Source organism: Photobacterium swingsii (assembly GCF_024346715.1).
GTDB classification, from domain to species: domain Bacteria; phylum Pseudomonadota; class Gammaproteobacteria; order Enterobacterales; family Vibrionaceae; genus Photobacterium; species Photobacterium swingsii.
This window is the reverse complement of sequence record NZ_AP024852.1, coordinates 1,560,747-1,580,177: the sequence shown is the minus strand read 5'-3', so window position 1 is coordinate 1,580,177 and position 19,431 is coordinate 1,560,747. Positions and strand designations below refer to the sequence as shown.

Below are 19,431 nucleotides of genomic sequence, written 5' to 3'. Positions count from 1 at the left end.
ACTCATGGCACACCTTTTTATCTTTTAACACTGTTTGTCTTTACCGACGTTTCTCTATCTTCCGTTAGTTCTATAACTTTCTAACAGCTCCATTTGCCTAATAGGCAAAATCACACGTATTTAATAAATCCTGATACGCATTCTCAAATCCCTGATTAGGGAAATATTCATCGTTGATCAGTAAGCTCTTACTTCCGCTCCACTGCGCCAACGTTGAACCATTGCCATAAGGCATGTTGTAGATAGTAAAGTGGCGATCTCGGCGCTCATATATAAGGTTGGCTGGCAAACGACGGCTACGTAAATTTTGATTCATATAGTAATGAAATTCACCTTGGCAATTACGTAACACATACGATCCCCCCTCACTACGGATCGCAATGTAAGGCTGCTGAGTTTCATCAAAATACCCTTTATGCCATACCCCGTACTCTTTCACCAATTTAAGCACAGGCAAAGCTTTAGGCTTTTCAGGAATAGCCATCACCATTGATGCTTGCTGTTGGCCCTTGTTCTTATCTAAGTCGTCAGGGTGCGTATTCACTATGATTGGCTTAGCACTCACTGTCGCCGCTGGCGAATCAAACAACGAGAGAATAGTTTTTATATGTTCACTCGCAGGCAATAGCATAACTGCCACAATGAGTAAGGGAAGCCCTAGCATTATCCCCATTTTACGCTTGTGTGATGTACTGACAGTTTTGACCTGTTTAAAGGTTTCTGCAGTCCCAAAGAATACCGGCTTCGATGTCGTTTCGCTCGACAGTTCAGTTGCGGCTGATCGCGGGGATTTGGCCGATTTAGAAGCGCGTAATTCAAGCTGCAAATCGGTGATATCACGCTTCAAGCGTATATTTTCACGCTTTAATTGTGTCAGCTCGTAATCATCGGTGGTTTGCTGGGAATGTGTATTACGAAGATGCTTAAGTTCAGCTTCTGATTTGCGAAGCTTATTCTGCGACTCCTCATAAACTGCGCGCAACTCTTCATGAATTTTTTCTAATTCATCTAGCTGTTTACGTAATTGTTCTGCGCGACCATCTTTCTTTACTATGGTACGAATAGCTTCATTAGCGCCGTTACCTTTCATCACTTGCTCATAGGCTTGACGGACCATTTGCATCAAAGCTTTAGAGCCACCTTTGTCAGGGTGAGAACGGTTAGATAGCATTTTATAGCGCTTTTTAATGTCTTCGCGAGACATTGAAGCCGTGGTACCAAGTATATCGTGAAAAGATGTCATGTAGTCTTAATGCCAATGAAATTCGCTTATGGATAACTTCGCTTTGCCACTATCGTTTAGAGTTATATAAAAACAAAGCGCTGCTGATTATACATAAACACAAGCATAGACAATAAACTTGTTTTAAACTTTTTCAGTATGGCATACCAGTTATATATTCTAGCGTGATAGTTTTATGGCTGACTAAAACCAATCAATATAACTCTGATCCCATTCTTTACATCATGCATCCAAGTTAGTTTTCCGCATTCTAAATTCTCCCGGAGAACAACCTATATGTTTTTTAAATACGCGAGAAAAATATGAAACATCTTTAAATCCCGTCGAGTTAGCGATAGTGGCAATTTTTTCTCTATCTGAGCGTAATAAGCCACAAGCCAGATCGAGTCGCTTCTTGATTATGTACTGCTTCAATGTCACACCCATAATACTGTGAAACAAACGTGAAAAGTACGTCGGTGAATATTGGCAGGCGTTGGCGAGATCTTCTTCTCTTAATGGCGCACTAATATTTTCATCAATAATTTTTAGAGCTGGTCGAATAGATATCTCACGGCTTTCTAAATTGCCCGTCGCATCGGTATGTATACTATGCGTATGTAATCGGGTAAAACACTCATCCAATTGCTGTCTGCTCGCATCAGCCCCGATAACGTCCTCTCCACCCGCTCGCAATACGTTCAATGCTAAGTCTGCATCGAGTTTATGATAAACCACAACTATCTTTGCTGATGGAAAACGATTCTTAACAGCCCGTAGTAATTCAAACCCCTCTGAAGATGAACTCAGCACCTCCAGAAATATCAACTCATGCCCCGTCATCGTCGAGAGTAATTCATACGGAGACACATCAACCACACTATGCGAAAACTTCAGGTTTTCTTTTGCCACAGCAGGCTTATCTTGTTGGCAACAACTTACCCAAATCACAAATCCACCTTTGAATGTGTCAGCGAAAACAAACTAACAAAGTCGATAAGCTGCACGCCATCGCCTTGTTAAACCTCTGACACTCCATGTCGATGAATACAAATTACAGCAATTTATTATTAGTATGATTTCACATACAAATTTTTCTTACTTATGAATAAGTAACGTCTAAATTATCCAATTATTCCAGTCCCATACTCTGTCTCACTATTGCTTAACCGAGACAAAAAACTCCGCCTCTCTACGGTGCTTCAATGAGTTAGTTTATTTTTAACAGCTTTTAAGCATCTTTACATAACTAGCAGTTCTATAGGGAATACTGTTAATACTTATTCATTCTAAAAAGACCGTCATTTTTTTGACCACCAAAGGCGCGGCACATAATTTTTCCGCTCTTTGTCCTAATTTAATATCGCAAAATTATCGTTTCACACATTTATCAATGGCTATTTTTACTAAACAGGTTTCATTTAGGATGAAACACTAGATATATCGCCTACGAATATTTTTATGCTAAGTGGTTACTTTTTTTGCAGACAACATAGATTTTTTTTATTAACATTGCGGCTCAAAATTTGAGTTCCGTTGAAGGCAGCAGGAGAGTGGCACGCTATTTATTATATCAATAATAAATAATGAGCCCGCCGAAGAAGTAAGCGTTGACCGTTTGTGACTGTTCAAACAGCTAGCGTAAATCTTTCAGGCACCAGATAACCACCTTAAAAAAGGTGCTGGTATGGACTGTTGTTGGAGGAGCCTCTGGAGAGATCCGTTAAATCGGACGCCGAAGGAGCAAGCTTGTGGCAATTCACAAGTGAAACTCTCAGGCAAAAGGACAGAGGAGATAAGATCAGCAGGCAGAATTACTTTCTGTCATCAAACATTTCTGTTGTTCTGTATCTCTTCCTTTGTTGTATTGAGGAAGGCATAAATGAATCCCCTTTTAGAAACACTACAAAATTTATTACAAACCATTGATAACCTTATTTGGGGTCCCCCACTCCTTATCTTGCTTGTTGGTACAGGTTTATACCTCACCCTTCGCTTAGGCTTTATTCAAATACGTTATTTACCACTCGCATTGAGCTATGTGTTTTCTCGCAATAAAAAACCAAGTTCAGGCAAAGGTGACGTATCTAGCTTTGCCGCTCTTTGTACTGCTCTTTCCGCGACCATAGGTACAGGTAACATTGTGGGTGTGGCAACTGCTATCAAAATGGGTGGTCCAGGCGCTCTCTTTTGGATGTGGCTTGCAGCACTGTTTGGGATGGCAACAAAATATGCGGAATGCCTATTAGCCGTTAAATACCGCGAGCAAGATGCAAATGGCCAAATGCTAGGCGGCCCAATGTATTACTTAGAGAAAGGTGTCGGCAGTAAATGGCTAGCGAAGCTGTTTGCCTTCTTCACATTGGGTGTCGCATGTTTTGGTATTGGTACTTTTCCACAGGTCAATGCCATAGTTGATGCCGCTTATTTATCTTTTGAAGTACCACCTGAATATACTGTTGTGGTGCTGACTTTATTGGTTGCTACAGTAACATTAGGCGGTATCAAGTCTATTGCCAACGTCGCAAGTAAAGTTGTACCTGTGATGGCTGGTTTTTATATTCTTGCTTGTATCACAGTACTGGCTAGTCAAGCGTCTGCACTACCAAATGCCGTTTCCTTAGTGATCAGCTCTGCGTTTACTGGCCATGCAGCAACAGGCGGTTTTGTCGGTGCTAGCATCATGCTGGCTATTCAATCAGGTATCGCGCGTGGTGTTTTCTCTAACGAATCTGGCTTGGGTAGTGCCCCTATGGCTGCAGCAGCAGCGCAGACTGATTCTTGTGTCCGCCAAGGGTTAACCTCTATGACAGGTACCTTTTTCGATACCATTATCATCTGTACAATGACAGGCTTAACACTTGTTGTGACTGGAGCATGGGAAAGCGAGTACGCAGGCGCAGCAATGACAACCTATGCCTTTGCATCTGGCTTAGAATCGTCTTACTGGGGCCCGTTAATGGTTTCAGTTGGCTTAATGTTTTTTGCTTTCACCACAATTTTAGGTTGGAACTACTACGGCGAGCGCTGTATTACTTACCTTTTTGGTGTAAAAGCGATTAAGCCCTATAAGTTTATTTTCTTAGTCTTAGTTGCGGCAGGTGCTTTCCTGAAGCTAGATATGATCTGGTTAATTGCCGATATAGTAAACGGCTTAATGGCCATTCCAAACCTCATAGGTTTAGTGCTGTTACGTGAGGTGGTAATTTCCGAAAGTCGTTTATACTTCGCTCAACTAAAACAAGAAACAAACGTACAAGAACAACAAACGGCTTAATGCTGATATGCCGTAAATAGATAGCCCAGATGGCGCACACCGTGCTATCTGGGCTTATTAGCCACTAATTGAAGCTACCATCAATATGGTAATCACTAACCTCAGTTGAATCACACCCATTATTCTAAATATCGTGTTAGCTGTTGGTACAAATCAAAACTACTGTCCTCTAGCCAGCACTCGGCCATCAAATCGCCTTCCATTCTAAAAACCATAATACCCGTCATAGTCACAATTTGATTTTTAGCCGGGATTTTAAGCCACCCTCCGCAATACAAAGCTGAACACTGGTAAACCGCCACCAGCTTATTATCCGCTTCAATCACTTGCTCTAGTGAAAATGACATATCACGAAAACGTTGATTCCAGAACTGTAGATATTCACCGTATTGCTCGTGACTGAGCGATAACTCGCGACCACCAGGAAGGTGAAAGATAAAAGGGTCTACTGCGCATTCGGCTAATCGTTCACCGTTGCCTTCGGCCAAAATACGGTTAAACCAACACTCAAGCCATGCTTGTTTACTCATCGCCACTACTCCTTGGCGTTAGCCGACTGTTACGATCCTTATATTTGAGGTTAGCTAATTCCAATGGAATATGTAATCTAATTCTATCGCTTCACTCGTAATAACTGTTCTATTACTAAGGGCTATAGCAAGGCGATTCCTTCTTTTTTAAGTCGACGATCATTACTCGTGGCGATAATTTCTTGTGCCCTTTTTAGCCAGATTGCCGATTGCTTTTTATCATAGCGGCTTTGCATAATTGCAACTTCGGCTTGCAAGCGATCATCATTGGCTTGTTGAGCAAAACGCCATGCTTGATCTAGCGCTGAAATTGCTTGTTCTGATCGATGTTGATAGTGCTCCAGTCGTGCTTTTTCTGCCCAATAATGGCCATGCGCGCTTGGCTTTGCATCATCTAGGTACAAAGCTGATTGAGAGAGGTAGTATTCAGCGTTATTGTATTGATTACGCACCGTATAAGTACGTGCAATCTGGCTAAGTAATTCACTGAGATAGGTTTTATCGTGGCTTTTTGTTGCGAGGTTCAACAAAGCTTTATAGGTAATTTCTGTCCGCTCAGGATGAGCTTGATTCCAAAGGGCGCGGTAATCTGGAAAATTAATGCCTGCGTAGCTATGACAATAAGTAAGGCTATCATCTGCTGCTTGGGCGAAAGATGCGCCAGAAAGCAGCAGATACATTGCAAGTCGTTTAGATAACGGAAAAGTTAATTGCGGCATATATAAACAAATTTTAAAGACTTGCCGTCAATTTAACTGACTTGTTCCATTTTCGATAATAACGATAAGTGAGGATGGAACACTGATCACTTTGAGTTATTCATAACGGTGTTTACCCGTTCAAATGGGTTATTAACAACGACTAATTTACGGCTTTCCCTATTCACATCGCTAGTTGCGAAAATACTGCTTGGTAGTGTGACAAGTTCGCCAATTGCGTGTGATGCTGTACTTTTTTACCTACTGAGACAAAATCAAATCCCAGCTCTTGCGATGCATTACGGTTCCACTCACCCGCCCCAATAAACACACGGCGATCAAAGACAACACCGCTGTCTTGTTTAGCTCGAAACGTGGCTAATGCCATAATTTCAGTCCGACTCATAGCATCAGACGACGATGCGAAAGTAATTGATGATGTATCAATCCCGACAGCACGCAGTTTTAACTTAGCCGCAGACTCCCACCCCCCTGTAGCGATTGCCACATGAATATCTTCGCGTTGTTCCAAGTGATTAATAAAATCTTTTGCACCTGAAATTTCATATTCTGCATGCGGCTGTTCAGCCATCTCTTCACGCATTAATTGAACATAACGCGCTTCAACTTTGCGATGAATTAACGATCGACTTTCAGCAATCTGGTTTTTATTAATGATTTCATCCAAGACACCAGAGTCAGTCACATGTTGATAGTGACTCCAGTCAGGATCTACTTGGATCCCTAATACTTCTGATATTGCTTGCGTTAAACACCGTTGATCCAATGCATTTGAGTTAACGAGCGTACCATCCACATCGAGTAGAAAAAGATTCATATTCTTACCTTTTTAGTTTCCTTTGCTGTAAAAGCCGCGCCAGCTTGCGCTTGTAAATAAATTGTTGCAAGACATTATCGTTATTTATCTATGAAACTATGCACAAGGTCATAATGCAGAATTAAAACACTGATTTGTAACCGTGATATGTCAGTAAAAAGGCGAAAATATGAACACTGAAGAGTTTGTTCGTAGCGGCTTCATCTACAATTATGAACTGAGTGATAACAATAAACGTAGAACACTCAGTGTTATGTTTCGCTGTGCTAATCCCTACTAGCAACGAAATAAACCAATAACAATGATAAAAGAAGGAATGAGCAATGAAATCAAACCCTACACGACGTCGTTTTTTACAGCTCAGTCTCGGTGGGCTAATTGGAGTAACACTTGGCGGTAAGCACTTAATCAAACCCGCAGCCGCAGCGGATCTACCGCATTTAGCCGAAGATGACGCCCAAGCAGCTGCTTTAAAGTATGTTCATGTGTCACCGGAGAGTGATAAGCATTGTGAGAATTGCGCACTGATCCAAGGTACAGATGGTGATGAGTGGCGTCCATGTGCTCTTTTCCCTGGAAAAGCCGTAAACGCTAAAGGGTGGTGCTCAGCCTACGCACCAAAACCAAGCTAAGCGAAGGAGCGCGTATTTAATCCCACGCAATAATACCCACTTTATGTATATAAAAGCCCGATGAGCATCGGGCTATAAACATTAGCTTAATAAATAAGTTAATATATCATTCATTACTTAAAGCAATGTTGCGCCCAACGCGCAAGACCCGCAGTAACAGAGCCAAAATAGCTGCCACTTACAATAGGCACATCAGGCAACAGTGCTTCAATGCTGGCACGTAAAATCGGCGAACGTGCTGTACCACCCGTCATGTAAATCACATCTGGTTTTTTGTCGCTTTGCTGCATGGCTTCAATCACTAACTCTGCCATCTTAATGCGAGGCGACTCAATTGCAGCAGCCATATCAGATTGCGAGATATCCGCTTGCAAACATTCAGACAGTACATTGATGTTAGTGCAGTATTGTGCAGCATCACTCAGAGCTATTTTACTTTCTTCTGCTTTGCGTACAATTTGGTAGCCTAATGTATCGTGATACACTTGAATCAAGCGCTTCAATTTTTCAGGCTCCGCGGCATCACGGCGTAATTGATCTAATGCACGAAAGTTACTGCTACCATAAAAATCGGTTTGTGCGGCAACGTTATTAATCGCAATCGCATTCCAAAATTGGCTGATCGGCATGTCCGTGCCTTTTTGTGTTTTACTACCAAAACCAAATAAAGGCATCAGCTGACGAAATGCTAGGTGGATATCTAAATCGTTACCACCAATACGCTGCCCAGAATGTGCTAATAAGCTCTTGGTACGATCATGCTTACCTACCCACTCAGGTCCCATTTCAATTAGCGAGCAGTCTGTTGTACCACCGCCAATATCGACCACCAGCACAGTCTTATTCTCTGTAAGTGTACTCTCATACTCTAAACCTGCAGCGACAGGCTCAAACTGAAACTCGATATGCTGAAAACCTGCACGTTGCGCAGCCTGACGTAGAATACCTTCAGCTTGCTGGTTGGCTCTCTCACCACCGGTACCTTGGAAGTTAACAGGTCGGCCTATAACTGTACTTAAAATGCTCTGCTGCGCATCCTGCTCGGCTTTTTGCTTGATGTTTTTCATCATGGCGCAAACAAGATCTTCAAAGAAACTGATTTGGACATCATGAAGGCCATTCGCACCCAGAAAAGACTTAGGAGACTTAACGTAATACACTTCTTCAGGATCGTCTAAATAGCAATCCAATGCTGCCTGACCAAAAAGTAAATCACCGCGTTCTACAACAATATCTTCTTCTCGGTTCATAGAAATCGCGCGGCGTAGCACTTGTTGACCCGTTGCGTTAAAAGGCGAGACATCCATAAAGCGATAAAGGTATTCACTCACAGATTCACGTGTTGGCGCACACAGCGTTGAAGGGATGAAGTGCTGGTTATTTTCTAGTGCTAATAACCTTGGTTTTCCTTGCTCCATCATAGCAACAGAACAATTGGCGGTGCCGTAATCAAACCCAATAAACATGCCACACTCCACTTCAAAAAAAGCCGGCAATCATACTGGATTGAGCAATTTCTTCAATATTTAGAACAAAAAATTGCAACATCCAAATGGTTTGAAAGCGATAAATGGCTCGCATGCCTTTTGTAAGTGTAAAAAAGTGTAAGTTTTGAAATTGGCTCACGATTTTTTTCAAAGAACCATACATAATGCAACCTTATACATCACTACTAAAAACATCATGAAAAAAATACTATTACCTCTATTTGTGAGCTTGCTGGCACTTGTCGGCTGTAACGATGCATCAACACCCAAAGAAGGTGTCCAGTACACAACAATAGCCACGCCGATTACGTCGACAACTGCACCTGTAATGGAAGTGTTTTCATTAGCTTGTGGCCACTGCCGCAATATGGAAAAGATCCTACCTGAAATCAAAAAACTTGCTAACACCGAGGTTGAGCAGGTACACGTCACTTTTAATGAAAGCGCCCAACTTGCTGCATACATTTTTTATACAGCGGCCATCCAATCAAATGGGCATCCAAAACCTGAGTTAATGGAGCAACTATTTGCTTACACGCAAGATAAGCAAGAAGGCGCAACGGAAGAAGCTCGGAAAGCACAATTAATTTCGATTTTTAACCAGTACTCTTTACTTAGCCCTTACGAACTATCTGAAGATCAACATAAGCAAGTCTTCGAACAAATGGCTAAATCCGAACAAATTGTTGCCAATGCTGAAATTGCTTCTGTTCCTGCATTTGTCGTTAAAGGAAAATATCTCGTTCAAAGTGATGCACACGAAAGCCTTGAAGATTTAGCAAATACTATTAAATACCTTTCTCAACTTTAGTCTTAGTATTTCAATGATAAAGCCGCTGTAGCATAAATTACTACAGCGGTTTTTTGATCTTTACGGCACACAATCAGTAACCCAATCCCTTCAAGGGAATAGACTTCATACTCCCAAGCAATCAATCACATCATTCACAACCAAACAAAACCCTTATAAATCAACTGGTAATAACATCACCTATATTTATAAAAGTTGAGATATTCATCTCCTCTATCCTCATTTTGCTCCCCTACCAACTGACCTCTATAGTGATTAACTAATAAATGGCTTACTAGCAAACTACTTTCTATCAAGTAATTTATTGCAAGTTAGTTTCCAAATACGCCCAAAAAGAGGTGCCTTAAATCTGATATTAAATTGATAACTTGACCCAATTGTTATTTGAGTAATTTAATTAAGTTTTCTTATAAAAAAAGCGTGATTAAAAATTGAATTTTGTCGCTTTTTAGCTGACTAATATTTCGTGGCAGATCACATAACTAAACTACACGAACTTCACCGATTATTCATCACAGCAATAAAATATAAAAAAACATAAATCACTCTTTAAATACATTTAAGACCATAAAATTACTAAAGAAAATAAAATATCACTTGATCATTTTATGTTCTTTTACTGGTTTCAACGTAACTTAAATAATAAAAATATTAGCAAGCATTTAGGAGTTAAATGCTTCACTAATAACAAATTTGGATACGTTAAAATGAATAAGAAAATTCTTGCTTTAGCAGTCGCAGCATTAACAACCTCTACTTACAGTAACGCAATTGAAGTCGTTAATGACGGAACAAACACTTTCTCTGTTGGTGGCCGTTTAGCCGCTAGCGCACAATTTTCAGATGGTGATAGCCAACTGAAAAACCAATCTTCTCGTATTAATTTCGCATTTACTCATGCCCTGGATAATGGCTGGGATGTAGGTGCAAAAGCAGAATGGGGCTACGATGCTTTAGCTAATAGCAGTGAAGGTAGCCACTTATCTAACCGTCTTGGCCAAATCACGGCAGATAAAGAAGGTATTGGTCAATTCACTATTGGTAAAGCATGGTCAGTACATTACGACGTAGCAGGTAAAACCGATTTATTCTGGGTATTTGGTGGTGATACAGCAGGTAACTATGATGGTATCACTGGCGATGGTGGTGCCCATGGTACAGGCCGTGCTGATGACGTAATCCAATACCGCGGTAACTTTGCAGGCTTACAAATTGGCTTACAGTACCAATTTGAAGACGACAACTACAATGAAACAACAGGTAAAGGTTACAACCGTAAAGGTGGTTACCAAGGTATGCTCGGCTACGACTTTGACTTTGGTCTAGGTTTAAGCGGTGCTTACTCTGAAACACAGTTTGACGATCGTGAAAATGCTAAAATCGGTAACATCGTTGCTAATTACCAGTACGAAGGTTTATACCTTGCAGCTAACTACAGCCAAGCACGTAACCACCAATATCAAGATGATTACGGGTTAACAGGTGCCGATGTCACTTCAAACGGTGCAATTAAGAAAGCAACAGGTGTCGAAGTGTTTGGTTCTTACGATATTGGTAACTTCCAACTGTTAGGTGGTTATAACCAACTATCAGATGATAATTCAGATGCTAAATACGCTTATGCAACACTTGGCGCGGCTTACTTCACAGGCCCAATCATTCTAGCTGCTGAATACAAAATCGATACTAGCAGTAAAAATGGTAATGGCTCTTCCGCAGAGCTTGATGATGTCCTAGCACTACTAGTACGTTACAACTTCTAAGTAAAAGCTGCTCCAAAGAGAAAAACTGAGTCTTTATTTGGGTCCCTAATAGGGGCCCTTTTTTATGATTACTCGGCACTAATCACACAATATTCAGGCTATGTTAATTGCAATAATAAATTACATAGCACCACATCAAACCATCTCGCGTGAGCTATTTATCATTGTGGCAATTTCGACTATAGTATGCCCACCTTTCCTACATGACCTACGGATTATGAAGCACTTTTTAAAACCCTTCATCGTGATTTTTTCGATGCTCATCATGGTAACTGGATGTAATGGTGCAGACGCACCAAAGCAAGGTAAACACTACACCGTACTTCCAACAGCAATCACTAATGCACCACAAGTACTCGAAGTGTTTTCTTTTGGCTGTGGCCACTGCCGTACGATGGAAACCATCATCCCTGAGATGGAAAAACAGACAAACACGAAAATTGAAAAGATGCACGCGACTTTCGATCGTGGTTCACAAATGCTTGCTTTTATGTACTATACCGCGGTAATTCAAACCGAGGGTAAACCAAGCGAAAAATTCATGGATGACTTGTTCGGATATATTCAAGAGCCTTCAAATGCCAGTGAAGAAGAACGTAAATCACAACTTGAAAACATCTATAAGAACAATAACCTAAAGACACCTTACGCTTTATCTGATAGTGAGCAAAAAGAAGTTGTTGCTAAAATGGAGTATGCCGACAAAGTGATGCAAGAGTCACAATTGAATGCGATTCCTGCCTTTATTGTGGGTGGTAAGTACCTCGTTAACACAGGGGCACATGAAAGTATTGAAGACATCTCAACCACCATCAGCCACTTATTAACGCTGTAATAAATCCGTGCGCGATCTGTCTCTGAGTTTCAGTGAGAGATCGCGTACTTAACCCCAGCTTTCATTATCTGCTACGCCTACTTGCACTAAGTCCATCTCTTTTCAGTTACCTAACAGCCTGCAGTTATTGCCTACTTTTACTTACAAATTTCGCGCAAACTTTAATAAATAGACTAATTTTCGCTAAAAGTAAAAAAACACTTTTCAATATAAACCCCCTGTCTCATAACCCAATTTCTATGCTTTTTTTGTGGAACTTTAATTATGTTTTTATGACTTCCTTCGTCTACGTTTTATACGCGAACGGAATGATTGTTCGTCATGTAACAATCACATAAAAACACAATAATAAGGGACATTAAAATGAATAAGTCATTCATTGCCCTAGCAGTGGCATCAGTAGTAGCATTCCCCGCTTCAGCAGTAGAAGTTTACCGCGATGGTGATACATCATTCTCCGTCGGTGGTCGCTTAGCTGTTCGAGCTGAACATACTAAATCAGTTGGCTCTGAGGATAGTACAACCAAATTAGTAAATAGCAGTTCACGTATTAACTTCGGCTTTACACACGGTTTGGTCAATGACTGGATCGTTGGTGCAAAAGCAGAATGGGGCTATAACCCCGTTGCCAATGGTAGCCAAGATTTTGGTAACCGCCTTGGTAATATTTATTTTGCCAGTGATAACGCTGGGACCATTACAGTCGGTAAACAGTGGTCTGTTTATTACGATGTAACAGGTTGGACCGATGTATTCTGGGTATATGGTGGTAGTGCATCTGGTACCTATGATGGCCGTGACGAAGGTGGAGCAGCTGGCGGTGACGGCGGTGTATCAGGTACAGGCCGTGCCGATGAAGCCCTTACATACCGTAATCAATTTGGCCCTGTAAAAGTCGGGGTGCAATACCAATTTGAAAACGGTTCTAATGATGGTTCTCGTGAATATGGCCTACAAGGTAGTGTGATCTACGACATCGAGCAAGTGGGTGTCAGCCTTGGTGCGACTTATGGTCAAACCAAGTATAAAGCAGAAGAAGATGACAAAGTATGGTCACTAGCGGCGCTTTATGACAACAACAATATCTACGCAGCGGCACAGTACGGCCAGTATGAAAACCACATTAACTTCAACGGCACAGGTGATGCTGTCGATAAAGCCAAAGGCTATGAATTAATTGGTGCTTATACTATCCAAGACATGTACCAAGTTTATGGCGGCTACAATAGTGTGACAGATGATAACAGTGACGCCGAGCTATCTTATGGCCTAATCGGTGCTGCTTGGGTACCTGCGAACATTGTTATCGCTCTAGAGCTTAAACTTGGCACTAAATCGAAAAATACAATCGGAGATGACGTAGGCGCTGATCAATACGCCCTACTCGCACGCTACAACTTCTAATCAATACTACATACAAAGATGTTCCCCAATTAAAAGCTGTCGGTAGGCAGCTTTTCTTTATTTGACGATAACATAATAAAGATGCTCTCAAATCAGTAGGCTGCGAAATACATTGCGAGTGAAAACCTTGTTACCTCGCAAAATGTAACGAAATATTACTTCCTTTGTGCCCACCACCACACATATGTATGACAAACCTTAACACTGCCCTTTTTTTCAGGTATTTATGGTTTATTAACTTTAACGATAGCAAGCAAGCCACTGACTTTTATCACTAAATCTGTGGTTAGAAAAAATTATGCTTAGGATACACCAGCTGTAGATCGGCGTTACTCCCTACTTACTCCTTTCGCACATGCGAAATCAGTGCCTACTGAGTCCCAGTTCCTACCCCTGGCGCAAGCCTTTTCGCTGTTCGCGAATATTCGCTATCCCCTATGAAGTTTAAACGAATTTGTTTGATAAAAATGGAGACTCAACATGAGTGATATTGCACTATCGATCAGCATTCTCGCGCTGGTTGCTGTGCTGGGCTTATGGATTGGGAACTGGAAAGTCTACGGCGTTGGTTTAGGGATAGGCGGTGTGCTGTTTGGCGGCATTTTCGTTGGTCACTTTACTGATGCATGGGGCATAGGTCTTGATTCACATACCCTGCACTTCATCCAAGAGTTTGGTCTGATCCTATTCGTTTACACTATCGGTATCCAAGTTGGCCCTGGTTTTTTTGCCTCTCTTCGAAGCTCAGGGTTAAAGCTTAATGGGTTCGCTGCGTTAATTGTTGTCATCGGCTGTCTCGTCGCGATTTTATTACATAAAATCTTTGATGTGCCTCTACCTATTATTCTTGGGGTTTTCTCAGGAGCGGTCACCAATACACCGTCATTAGGTGCGGGACAGCAAATACTCAGTGAACTCGGTGCACAAGAGAACATGCTTGACTTAACCGGTATGGGCTATGCGGTCGCTTACCCTTTTGGGATCTGTGGCATTTTACTGACGATGTGGTTACTTCGGTTGGCTTTTCGAGTCGATATCAATGAAGAAGCCGATGAGTTTGAAGCCAATAACGGCCAAAAAAAGCAAAGCCTTCATACCATCAATGTTGCCGTCAAAAACACTAACCTCAGTGGTCTAATGTTAAAAGACGTCCCTGCACTCACCGATGGCGACATTGTCTGTTCACGGCTAAAACGCGGTGAACAACTGCATGTCCCTCGCCCAGAATCCACTATTGAAGTGAACGATTTACTTCACCTAGTTGGTGAAAAACATGCGCTAAGAAAAGCCCTGTTAGTCATAGGTGAAGAAGTTGACGCATCACTCTCTACCCGCGGAACCGAATTACGGGTTCAACGACTTGTTGTCACTAACGAAATTGTACTCGGCAAAAAAATACACGACTTAGAATTAAAGGAAAAATACGATGTTGTGGTTTCGCGTCTTAACCGTGCTGGTGTTGAGCTGGTCCCGACTAGCCAAACTACGCTTCAGTTTGGTGATATTCTCAACTTAGTGGGCCGACACGAAGCCATTGAAGCCGTCAGCGGTATTGTGGGTAACGCTCACCAAAAACTTCAACAGGTTCAAATGTTGCCTGTTTTCATTGGTATTGGCTTAGGTGTATTGCTGGGCTCTATTCCTTTCTACTTACCAGGGTTTCCTGCTGCAATAAAACTAGGGCTCGCTGGTGGTCCATTAATTGTCGCGCTTATCCTCGCTCGTGTCGGCAGTATCGGCAAACTATATTGGTTCATGCCACCCAGTGCTAACTTGGCTTTACGTGAGATTGGGATTGTATTATTTCTTGCTGTGGTGGGTTTAAAATCTGGCGGTGGCTTTGTCGAGACATTGGTAAACGGCGATGGGCTTAGCTGGATGGGTTACGGCATGGTCATTACCTTAATTCCATTAATCTCCGTCGGTATTCTGGCTCGCTTATTTGGTCAAGTAAATTACCTAACAATATGTGGCATGCTGGCGGGTTCGATGACAGATCCACCCGCGCTTGCCTTCGCAAATAATATTCACAGCACCAGTGGTGCTGCCGCACTCTCTTATGCGACGGTTTACCCATTGGTTATGTGCCTACGCATATTGTCTCCCCAGATTTTAGCGCTACTGCTCTGGACGCTCTAATGTCTAAACTGTGACCAAGCTCGGCCAGTGCCTAGATAACTGGCCGTCTTTGTTACACAAACACTCATCCCACCAGTCGATTCACCTCATCAAACTCACAAAAACAAAACAACATACTATAAAGCGCAGCGTTTTTATGACGATATAGATACTAGGAATGCATATTTCATTCCTATAGGAATCATAAATACTATAATTAGGCGTGTTGTTATGAAGAAATTGAAGTTAAAGAGCAAACTTTTGTTGCTCAGCTTGCTCCCTCTATTTGTCACTTTGGCGGTCGCAATTGGATTGATCGTAACGTTAGAACAAAATGCACTCAATACAGAAGTCGTTCACTACCAAGACCGACTCATTTCAGAAAGAAAGTTTCAGCTTGAAGATGCAACGACCATCATCAAGCATTCCGTTGATAACATCCTTCAAACCACACCAAACAAAACAGAAGCCATTGATAAAATCCGCACGCTTCTCTCTCCTATCCGCTTTGCTGATGAAGACTCAGGTTACTTTTTCATCTATGACATGAAAGGCACTAATATTGTGCATTCAACAGCACCGAACAAGCATGGATCTAATAGCATCAATGCCCGTGACGTAAATGGTGTCGCTTATATCCAGGATTTAATCAACGTCTCACGTAATGGTGGTGGTTTTGTTGAATATAGTTACCCTAAAACAGCAAATGGACAGCCACAGCCAAAACTCAGCTATGCGGCAGGCGTAAACAACGGCAGCTGGTTTATTGGCACTGGCTTATACATAGATGACATTACAGAAGAAGTTGCAGCTTACCGCGCCACAGCCGAACTCGCGATGAAAGAGCGCTTTGAGCTTGTATTCATTAGTTCTGTGATCCTAGCGATAATCACCATTATTCTCGTACTATTCAGCGCAAGTCGTATTACTACTCCAGTACAGAATATGGTTGATACTTTGAACGACATTGCCGATGGTGAGGGAGATCTTACTCGCCGCCTCAATGTACAAGGTGAAGATGAAATCGCAGATCTCGCTAATGCGTTCAATCGATTTGTTGCCAAGTTACAAACCATTATTAAGCAAGTTTCTGATGTAACAGAGAACGTTGGTCGCGCAGCAGGCAGTATCCATCAGCAAACACAAGGCCTCACCCAGCAACTTCACGATCACAATAATGAAACAGAACAGGTCGTTACTGCTGTAACTGAAATGAGCTCTGCAGCAAGTGAAGTAGCAATTAATGCTAATGAAGTTGCGAATGCTACAAGCAATGCCAGCCAAGATTCTCAGCTAGCACAGCAACGAGTGGATACTTCTGTCGCTTCAATCACAGCCCTTGTCGATGAAGTTGATCAAGCAGCAAAACACATTGATTCACTCAACCAGCAATCTCAAAAAATTGATAATGTTCTTAAAGTTATTGGTGAAATTGCAGAACAAACTAACCTTCTGGCCCTCAATGCCGCAATTGAAGCAGCACGTGCGGGTGAACAAGGTCGTGGTTTTGCTGTGGTGGCAGATGAGGTTCGTGGACTTGCTAGCCGTACGCAAACCAGTACCCAAGAAATCAAAGAAATGCTTGATGAGTTGCACTCACTGGTTGCTCACGCCGTTAGCTCAATGGACCACAGTCAAAATACCTGTACCGAAGCGGTTGGCGCAGCCAACTCAATCACAGAAAGCCTATCTTCGGTTACTGGCGCAGTGGAAGCCATTAATGATATGACCAGCCAAATTGCAACGGCTGCAACAGAACAAAGTTCGGTCACAGATGAGATCAACCGTAATATGATCTCTATCCAAGACATCGTTAGCCACCTTATCCAATCTAATAGTGATTCAGAACATGTGGTGTCTGAGCTCAACGAAGCTGGCTCAGAATTAAAACAACTGGTTGGCCAATTTAAAACAAGTTAACCAACGCCGTTTTATCCATAAACAAAAATGGCAACGCACTCGCGTTGCCATTTTTAATATGACGGAAATAAAAAGGTGTTTAATCACTAAACAATAAACAACTCCGCCCTTCGATTTCAATACGCTTCACTTGGGTTGCAAAAGTATTAGTTAGCCGCTCTGCAGTCATCACATCATCTGGCGTACCTTTCGCAACGCATGAGCCATTATTGAGCAAAATAACCAGATCAGCTTCGGTCAACGTCCGATTGAGGTCATGATTTGCCATAATCACAGCAACCCCTTGCTGCGCAATTTTCTTCACTAATCGATACATGGCCGCTTCTTGGCCTATATCAAGCGCAGCAGCAGGTTCGTCTAATAATAATAGCTTTGCATCAGGGTTGATGGCAGGCCATACCTGCAAGCATGCAGCCGCTAAGCGTACACGTTGCCACTCACCACCCGATAATTGCTGAATATTTCGATTCAGTTTATCGCTAATCCCAAGCGCACCACAGATTTCATCAACCGCAGCTTGTAATTTTCTTTTACTCACACTGACTAGAGCTGACGTTGCCAAAGCCAAATAATGATATACCGCAACAGAGAATGCAGGGCGATCTTGCTGTGATAAATAACATCGTCGTTGTGCCAATGATGGATAGTCATAACGCTCAATACGTTCACCAAGGAATTGGATGTCACCATCTGCAGAAAAAAGGCCTGAAAGTAACGAGATTGCAGTGCTTTTTCCGCTTCCATTCGGACCAATAAGATGCAAAATTTCACCAGCATTCAATGAAAAAGAAACCGGTAATAAACGAGGTGGCATCGCGAGATTACTCGCGCTAATAATGTTCATAGCTTCACTTAATCAATATGGGAGCGTAGCAGCATCCAAACAAAAATGGGCGCGCCAATCGTCGTTGTCACTACACCAACAGGTAGCTCAGCCGCCGACAAAGCTATCCGTGAAATCGTATCAGCGAAAGCTAAGAGCAAGGCGCCACTAATCGCAGAAAGAGGAAGTAAGTATCGATTCTCTGTCCCTAGAGCCAACCGCAACAAATGAGGCACGACAAGCCCAATAAAGCCAATAATGCCGCCTAATGCAACCGATGCTCCAACCAATAGTGAAACGACCATGATCAGCTTCCAACGCAGCTTAACAACGTCTAGACCGAGTTGTTTCGCATGTACTTCACCAAGCATCAAAACATCGAGCTGTTTACCTCGCGTACAGAGCCAAAGTAATACAGGCACAACCAGCAAGCCTATCGACAACTGCGACCAACTGACACCACCCACACTGCCCATCAGCCAGTACATCAACTGACGTAAGCTCAGATCAGTACTAAAGTAAAACGCCCAAGTGACCACGGCACCGGATAAGATCCCTAATGCAACACCGATTAATAATAACTTGGCGGTAGATACCCTACCTCCGCGCGATAAGCCAACGAGAATTAACGTAAACGTGAATGCGCCTAGCATAGCGGCACTCATCGTCATGGCGGCAGTTGGATCGACAGGAACAAAAAAGAGCAATAGAACAAGCGCTAGACTCGCCCCACCAGAGATCCCTAATACACCAGGCTCTGCCAACGGGTTACCGAGTAAGACTTGCAATACCGCCCCTGAGGACGCTAATGCGGCGCCTATCATTAATGCCGCAATCAGGCGGGGGAAACGCAGTTGATACAAGAGCTGCGCTTCAAGTGCACCATCTGGAGACCAAGGTAAAATCCATAGCTCACCCACTGATAAAGCAAAAAAAGAAACAAGAATAAGAAGTGAGACAATAACTAAACTACAGGCTTTCCAACGTAATTGTTGGCGATGAATAAGGTCGTTAAGCTGCATGGGCCGAAGTGTAATAAAATGATGGCGTAACAATACAATTAAAGCCACAAA

General features: G+C 42.3%; 16 protein-coding genes and 1 riboswitch. Of the genes, 8 read left to right on the top strand and 8 right to left on the bottom strand.

Annotated elements, in window-relative coordinates:
• Positions 1–97: 97 nt before the first annotated feature.
• Both OCU77_RS07460 and OCU77_RS07455 read right to left on the bottom strand, forming a co-directional pair.
• Entirely contained in the window at positions 98–1,243 is a 1,146-nt protein-coding gene (locus OCU77_RS07460; RefSeq protein ID WP_048897232.1) for a J domain-containing protein, read from the bottom strand.
• Between the two features lie 222 nt (positions 1,244–1,465).
• On the bottom strand, positions 1,466–2,173 hold the full coding sequence (locus tag OCU77_RS07455; RefSeq protein WP_048897231.1) for a helix-turn-helix transcriptional regulator: 708 nt from the start codon (positions 2,171–2,173) through the stop codon (positions 1,466–1,468).
• Positions 2,174–2,922: 749 nt separating this feature from the next.
• Positions 2,923–3,022, top strand: a riboswitch (glycine riboswitch).
• Positions 3,023–3,104: 82 nt separating this feature from the next.
• On the opposite strand from OCU77_RS07455, the gene OCU77_RS07450 reads away from it, so the two are divergent.
• Positions 3,105–4,499, top strand: a complete 1,395-nt coding sequence (locus tag OCU77_RS07450) for an alanine/glycine:cation symporter family protein (protein WP_107302430.1) — start codon at positions 3,105–3,107, stop codon at positions 4,497–4,499.
• A gap of 119 nt (positions 4,500–4,618) precedes the next feature.
• Here OCU77_RS07450 and OCU77_RS07445 read toward each other — a convergent pair whose 3' ends face one another.
• From OCU77_RS07445 to OCU77_RS07435, 3 genes are all read right to left on the bottom strand, one after another.
• Positions 4,619–5,029, bottom strand: a complete 411-nt coding sequence (locus tag OCU77_RS07445) for a nuclear transport factor 2 family protein (protein WP_048897230.1) — start codon at positions 5,027–5,029, stop codon at positions 4,619–4,621.
• 122 nt (positions 5,030–5,151) lie between these two features.
• Positions 5,152–5,709, bottom strand: a complete 558-nt coding sequence (locus OCU77_RS07440; protein WP_107302429.1) for a hypothetical protein — start codon at positions 5,707–5,709, stop codon at positions 5,152–5,154.
• Between the two features lie 202 nt (positions 5,710–5,911).
• Positions 5,912–6,565 carry an HAD family hydrolase gene (locus tag OCU77_RS07435; protein ID WP_048897228.1) on the bottom strand — a complete coding sequence of 218 codons (654 nt, stop codon included), beginning with the start codon at positions 6,563–6,565 and terminating at the stop codon, positions 5,912–5,914.
• A 323-nt stretch (positions 6,566–6,888) separates the two neighbouring features.
• Between OCU77_RS07435 and OCU77_RS07430 the strand changes: the two genes are divergently transcribed.
• Entirely contained in the window at positions 6,889–7,197 is a 309-nt protein-coding gene (locus OCU77_RS07430; RefSeq protein WP_048897227.1) for a high-potential iron-sulfur protein, read from the top strand.
• A gap of 113 nt (positions 7,198–7,310) precedes the next feature.
• Here the strand turns inward: OCU77_RS07430 and yegD are convergent, their stop codons facing one another.
• A complete protein-coding gene (gene yegD / locus OCU77_RS07425; protein WP_107302428.1) occupies positions 7,311–8,663 on the bottom strand; it encodes a molecular chaperone in 1,353 nt (450 codons plus the stop codon).
• A 217-nt stretch (positions 8,664–8,880) separates the two neighbouring features.
• On the opposite strand from yegD, the gene OCU77_RS07420 reads away from it, so the two are divergent.
• The 6 genes from OCU77_RS07420 (at position 8,881) to OCU77_RS07395 (ending at position 17,535) form a co-directional block, all read left to right on the top strand.
• The gene (locus OCU77_RS07420; protein ID WP_048897226.1) at positions 8,881–9,495 is read left to right on the top strand and encodes a thiol:disulfide interchange protein DsbA/DsbL; all 615 of its coding nucleotides are present in this window, start codon (positions 8,881–8,883) and stop codon (positions 9,493–9,495) included.
• Positions 9,496–10,202: 707 nt separating this feature from the next.
• Positions 10,203–11,258, top strand: a complete 1,056-nt coding sequence (locus tag OCU77_RS07415; protein WP_160314689.1) for a porin — start codon at positions 10,203–10,205, stop codon at positions 11,256–11,258.
• A gap of 217 nt (positions 11,259–11,475) precedes the next feature.
• On the top strand, positions 11,476–12,093 hold the full coding sequence (locus OCU77_RS07410) for a thiol:disulfide interchange protein DsbA/DsbL (protein ID WP_048897224.1): 618 nt from the start codon (positions 11,476–11,478) through the stop codon (positions 12,091–12,093).
• 363 nt (positions 12,094–12,456) lie between these two features.
• On the top strand, positions 12,457–13,497 hold the full coding sequence (locus tag OCU77_RS07405; RefSeq protein ID WP_048897223.1) for a porin: 1,041 nt from the start codon (positions 12,457–12,459) through the stop codon (positions 13,495–13,497).
• A gap of 480 nt (positions 13,498–13,977) precedes the next feature.
• Positions 13,978–15,636 carry a putative transporter gene (locus tag OCU77_RS07400; protein WP_048897222.1) on the top strand — a complete coding sequence of 553 codons (1,659 nt, stop codon included), beginning with the start codon at positions 13,978–13,980 and terminating at the stop codon, positions 15,634–15,636.
• A gap of 210 nt (positions 15,637–15,846) precedes the next feature.
• Complete coding sequence (locus OCU77_RS07395; RefSeq protein ID WP_107302427.1) at positions 15,847–17,535, top strand: methyl-accepting chemotaxis protein; 1,689 nt, start codon at positions 15,847–15,849, stop codon at positions 17,533–17,535.
• Positions 17,536–17,614: 79 nt separating this feature from the next.
• On the opposite strand, the gene btuD is transcribed toward OCU77_RS07395, so the two are convergent.
• On the bottom strand, positions 17,615–18,379 hold the full coding sequence (gene btuD / locus OCU77_RS07390; RefSeq protein ID WP_048897221.1) for a vitamin B12 ABC transporter ATP-binding protein BtuD: 765 nt from the start codon (positions 18,377–18,379) through the stop codon (positions 17,615–17,617).
• A gap of 8 nt (positions 18,380–18,387) precedes the next feature.
• Positions 18,388–19,380, bottom strand: coding sequence for a vitamin B12 ABC transporter permease BtuC (btuC, locus tag OCU77_RS07385; protein WP_048897220.1), 993 nt, complete (start codon positions 19,378–19,380; stop codon positions 18,388–18,390).
• Positions 19,381–19,431 lie beyond the last annotated feature (51 nt).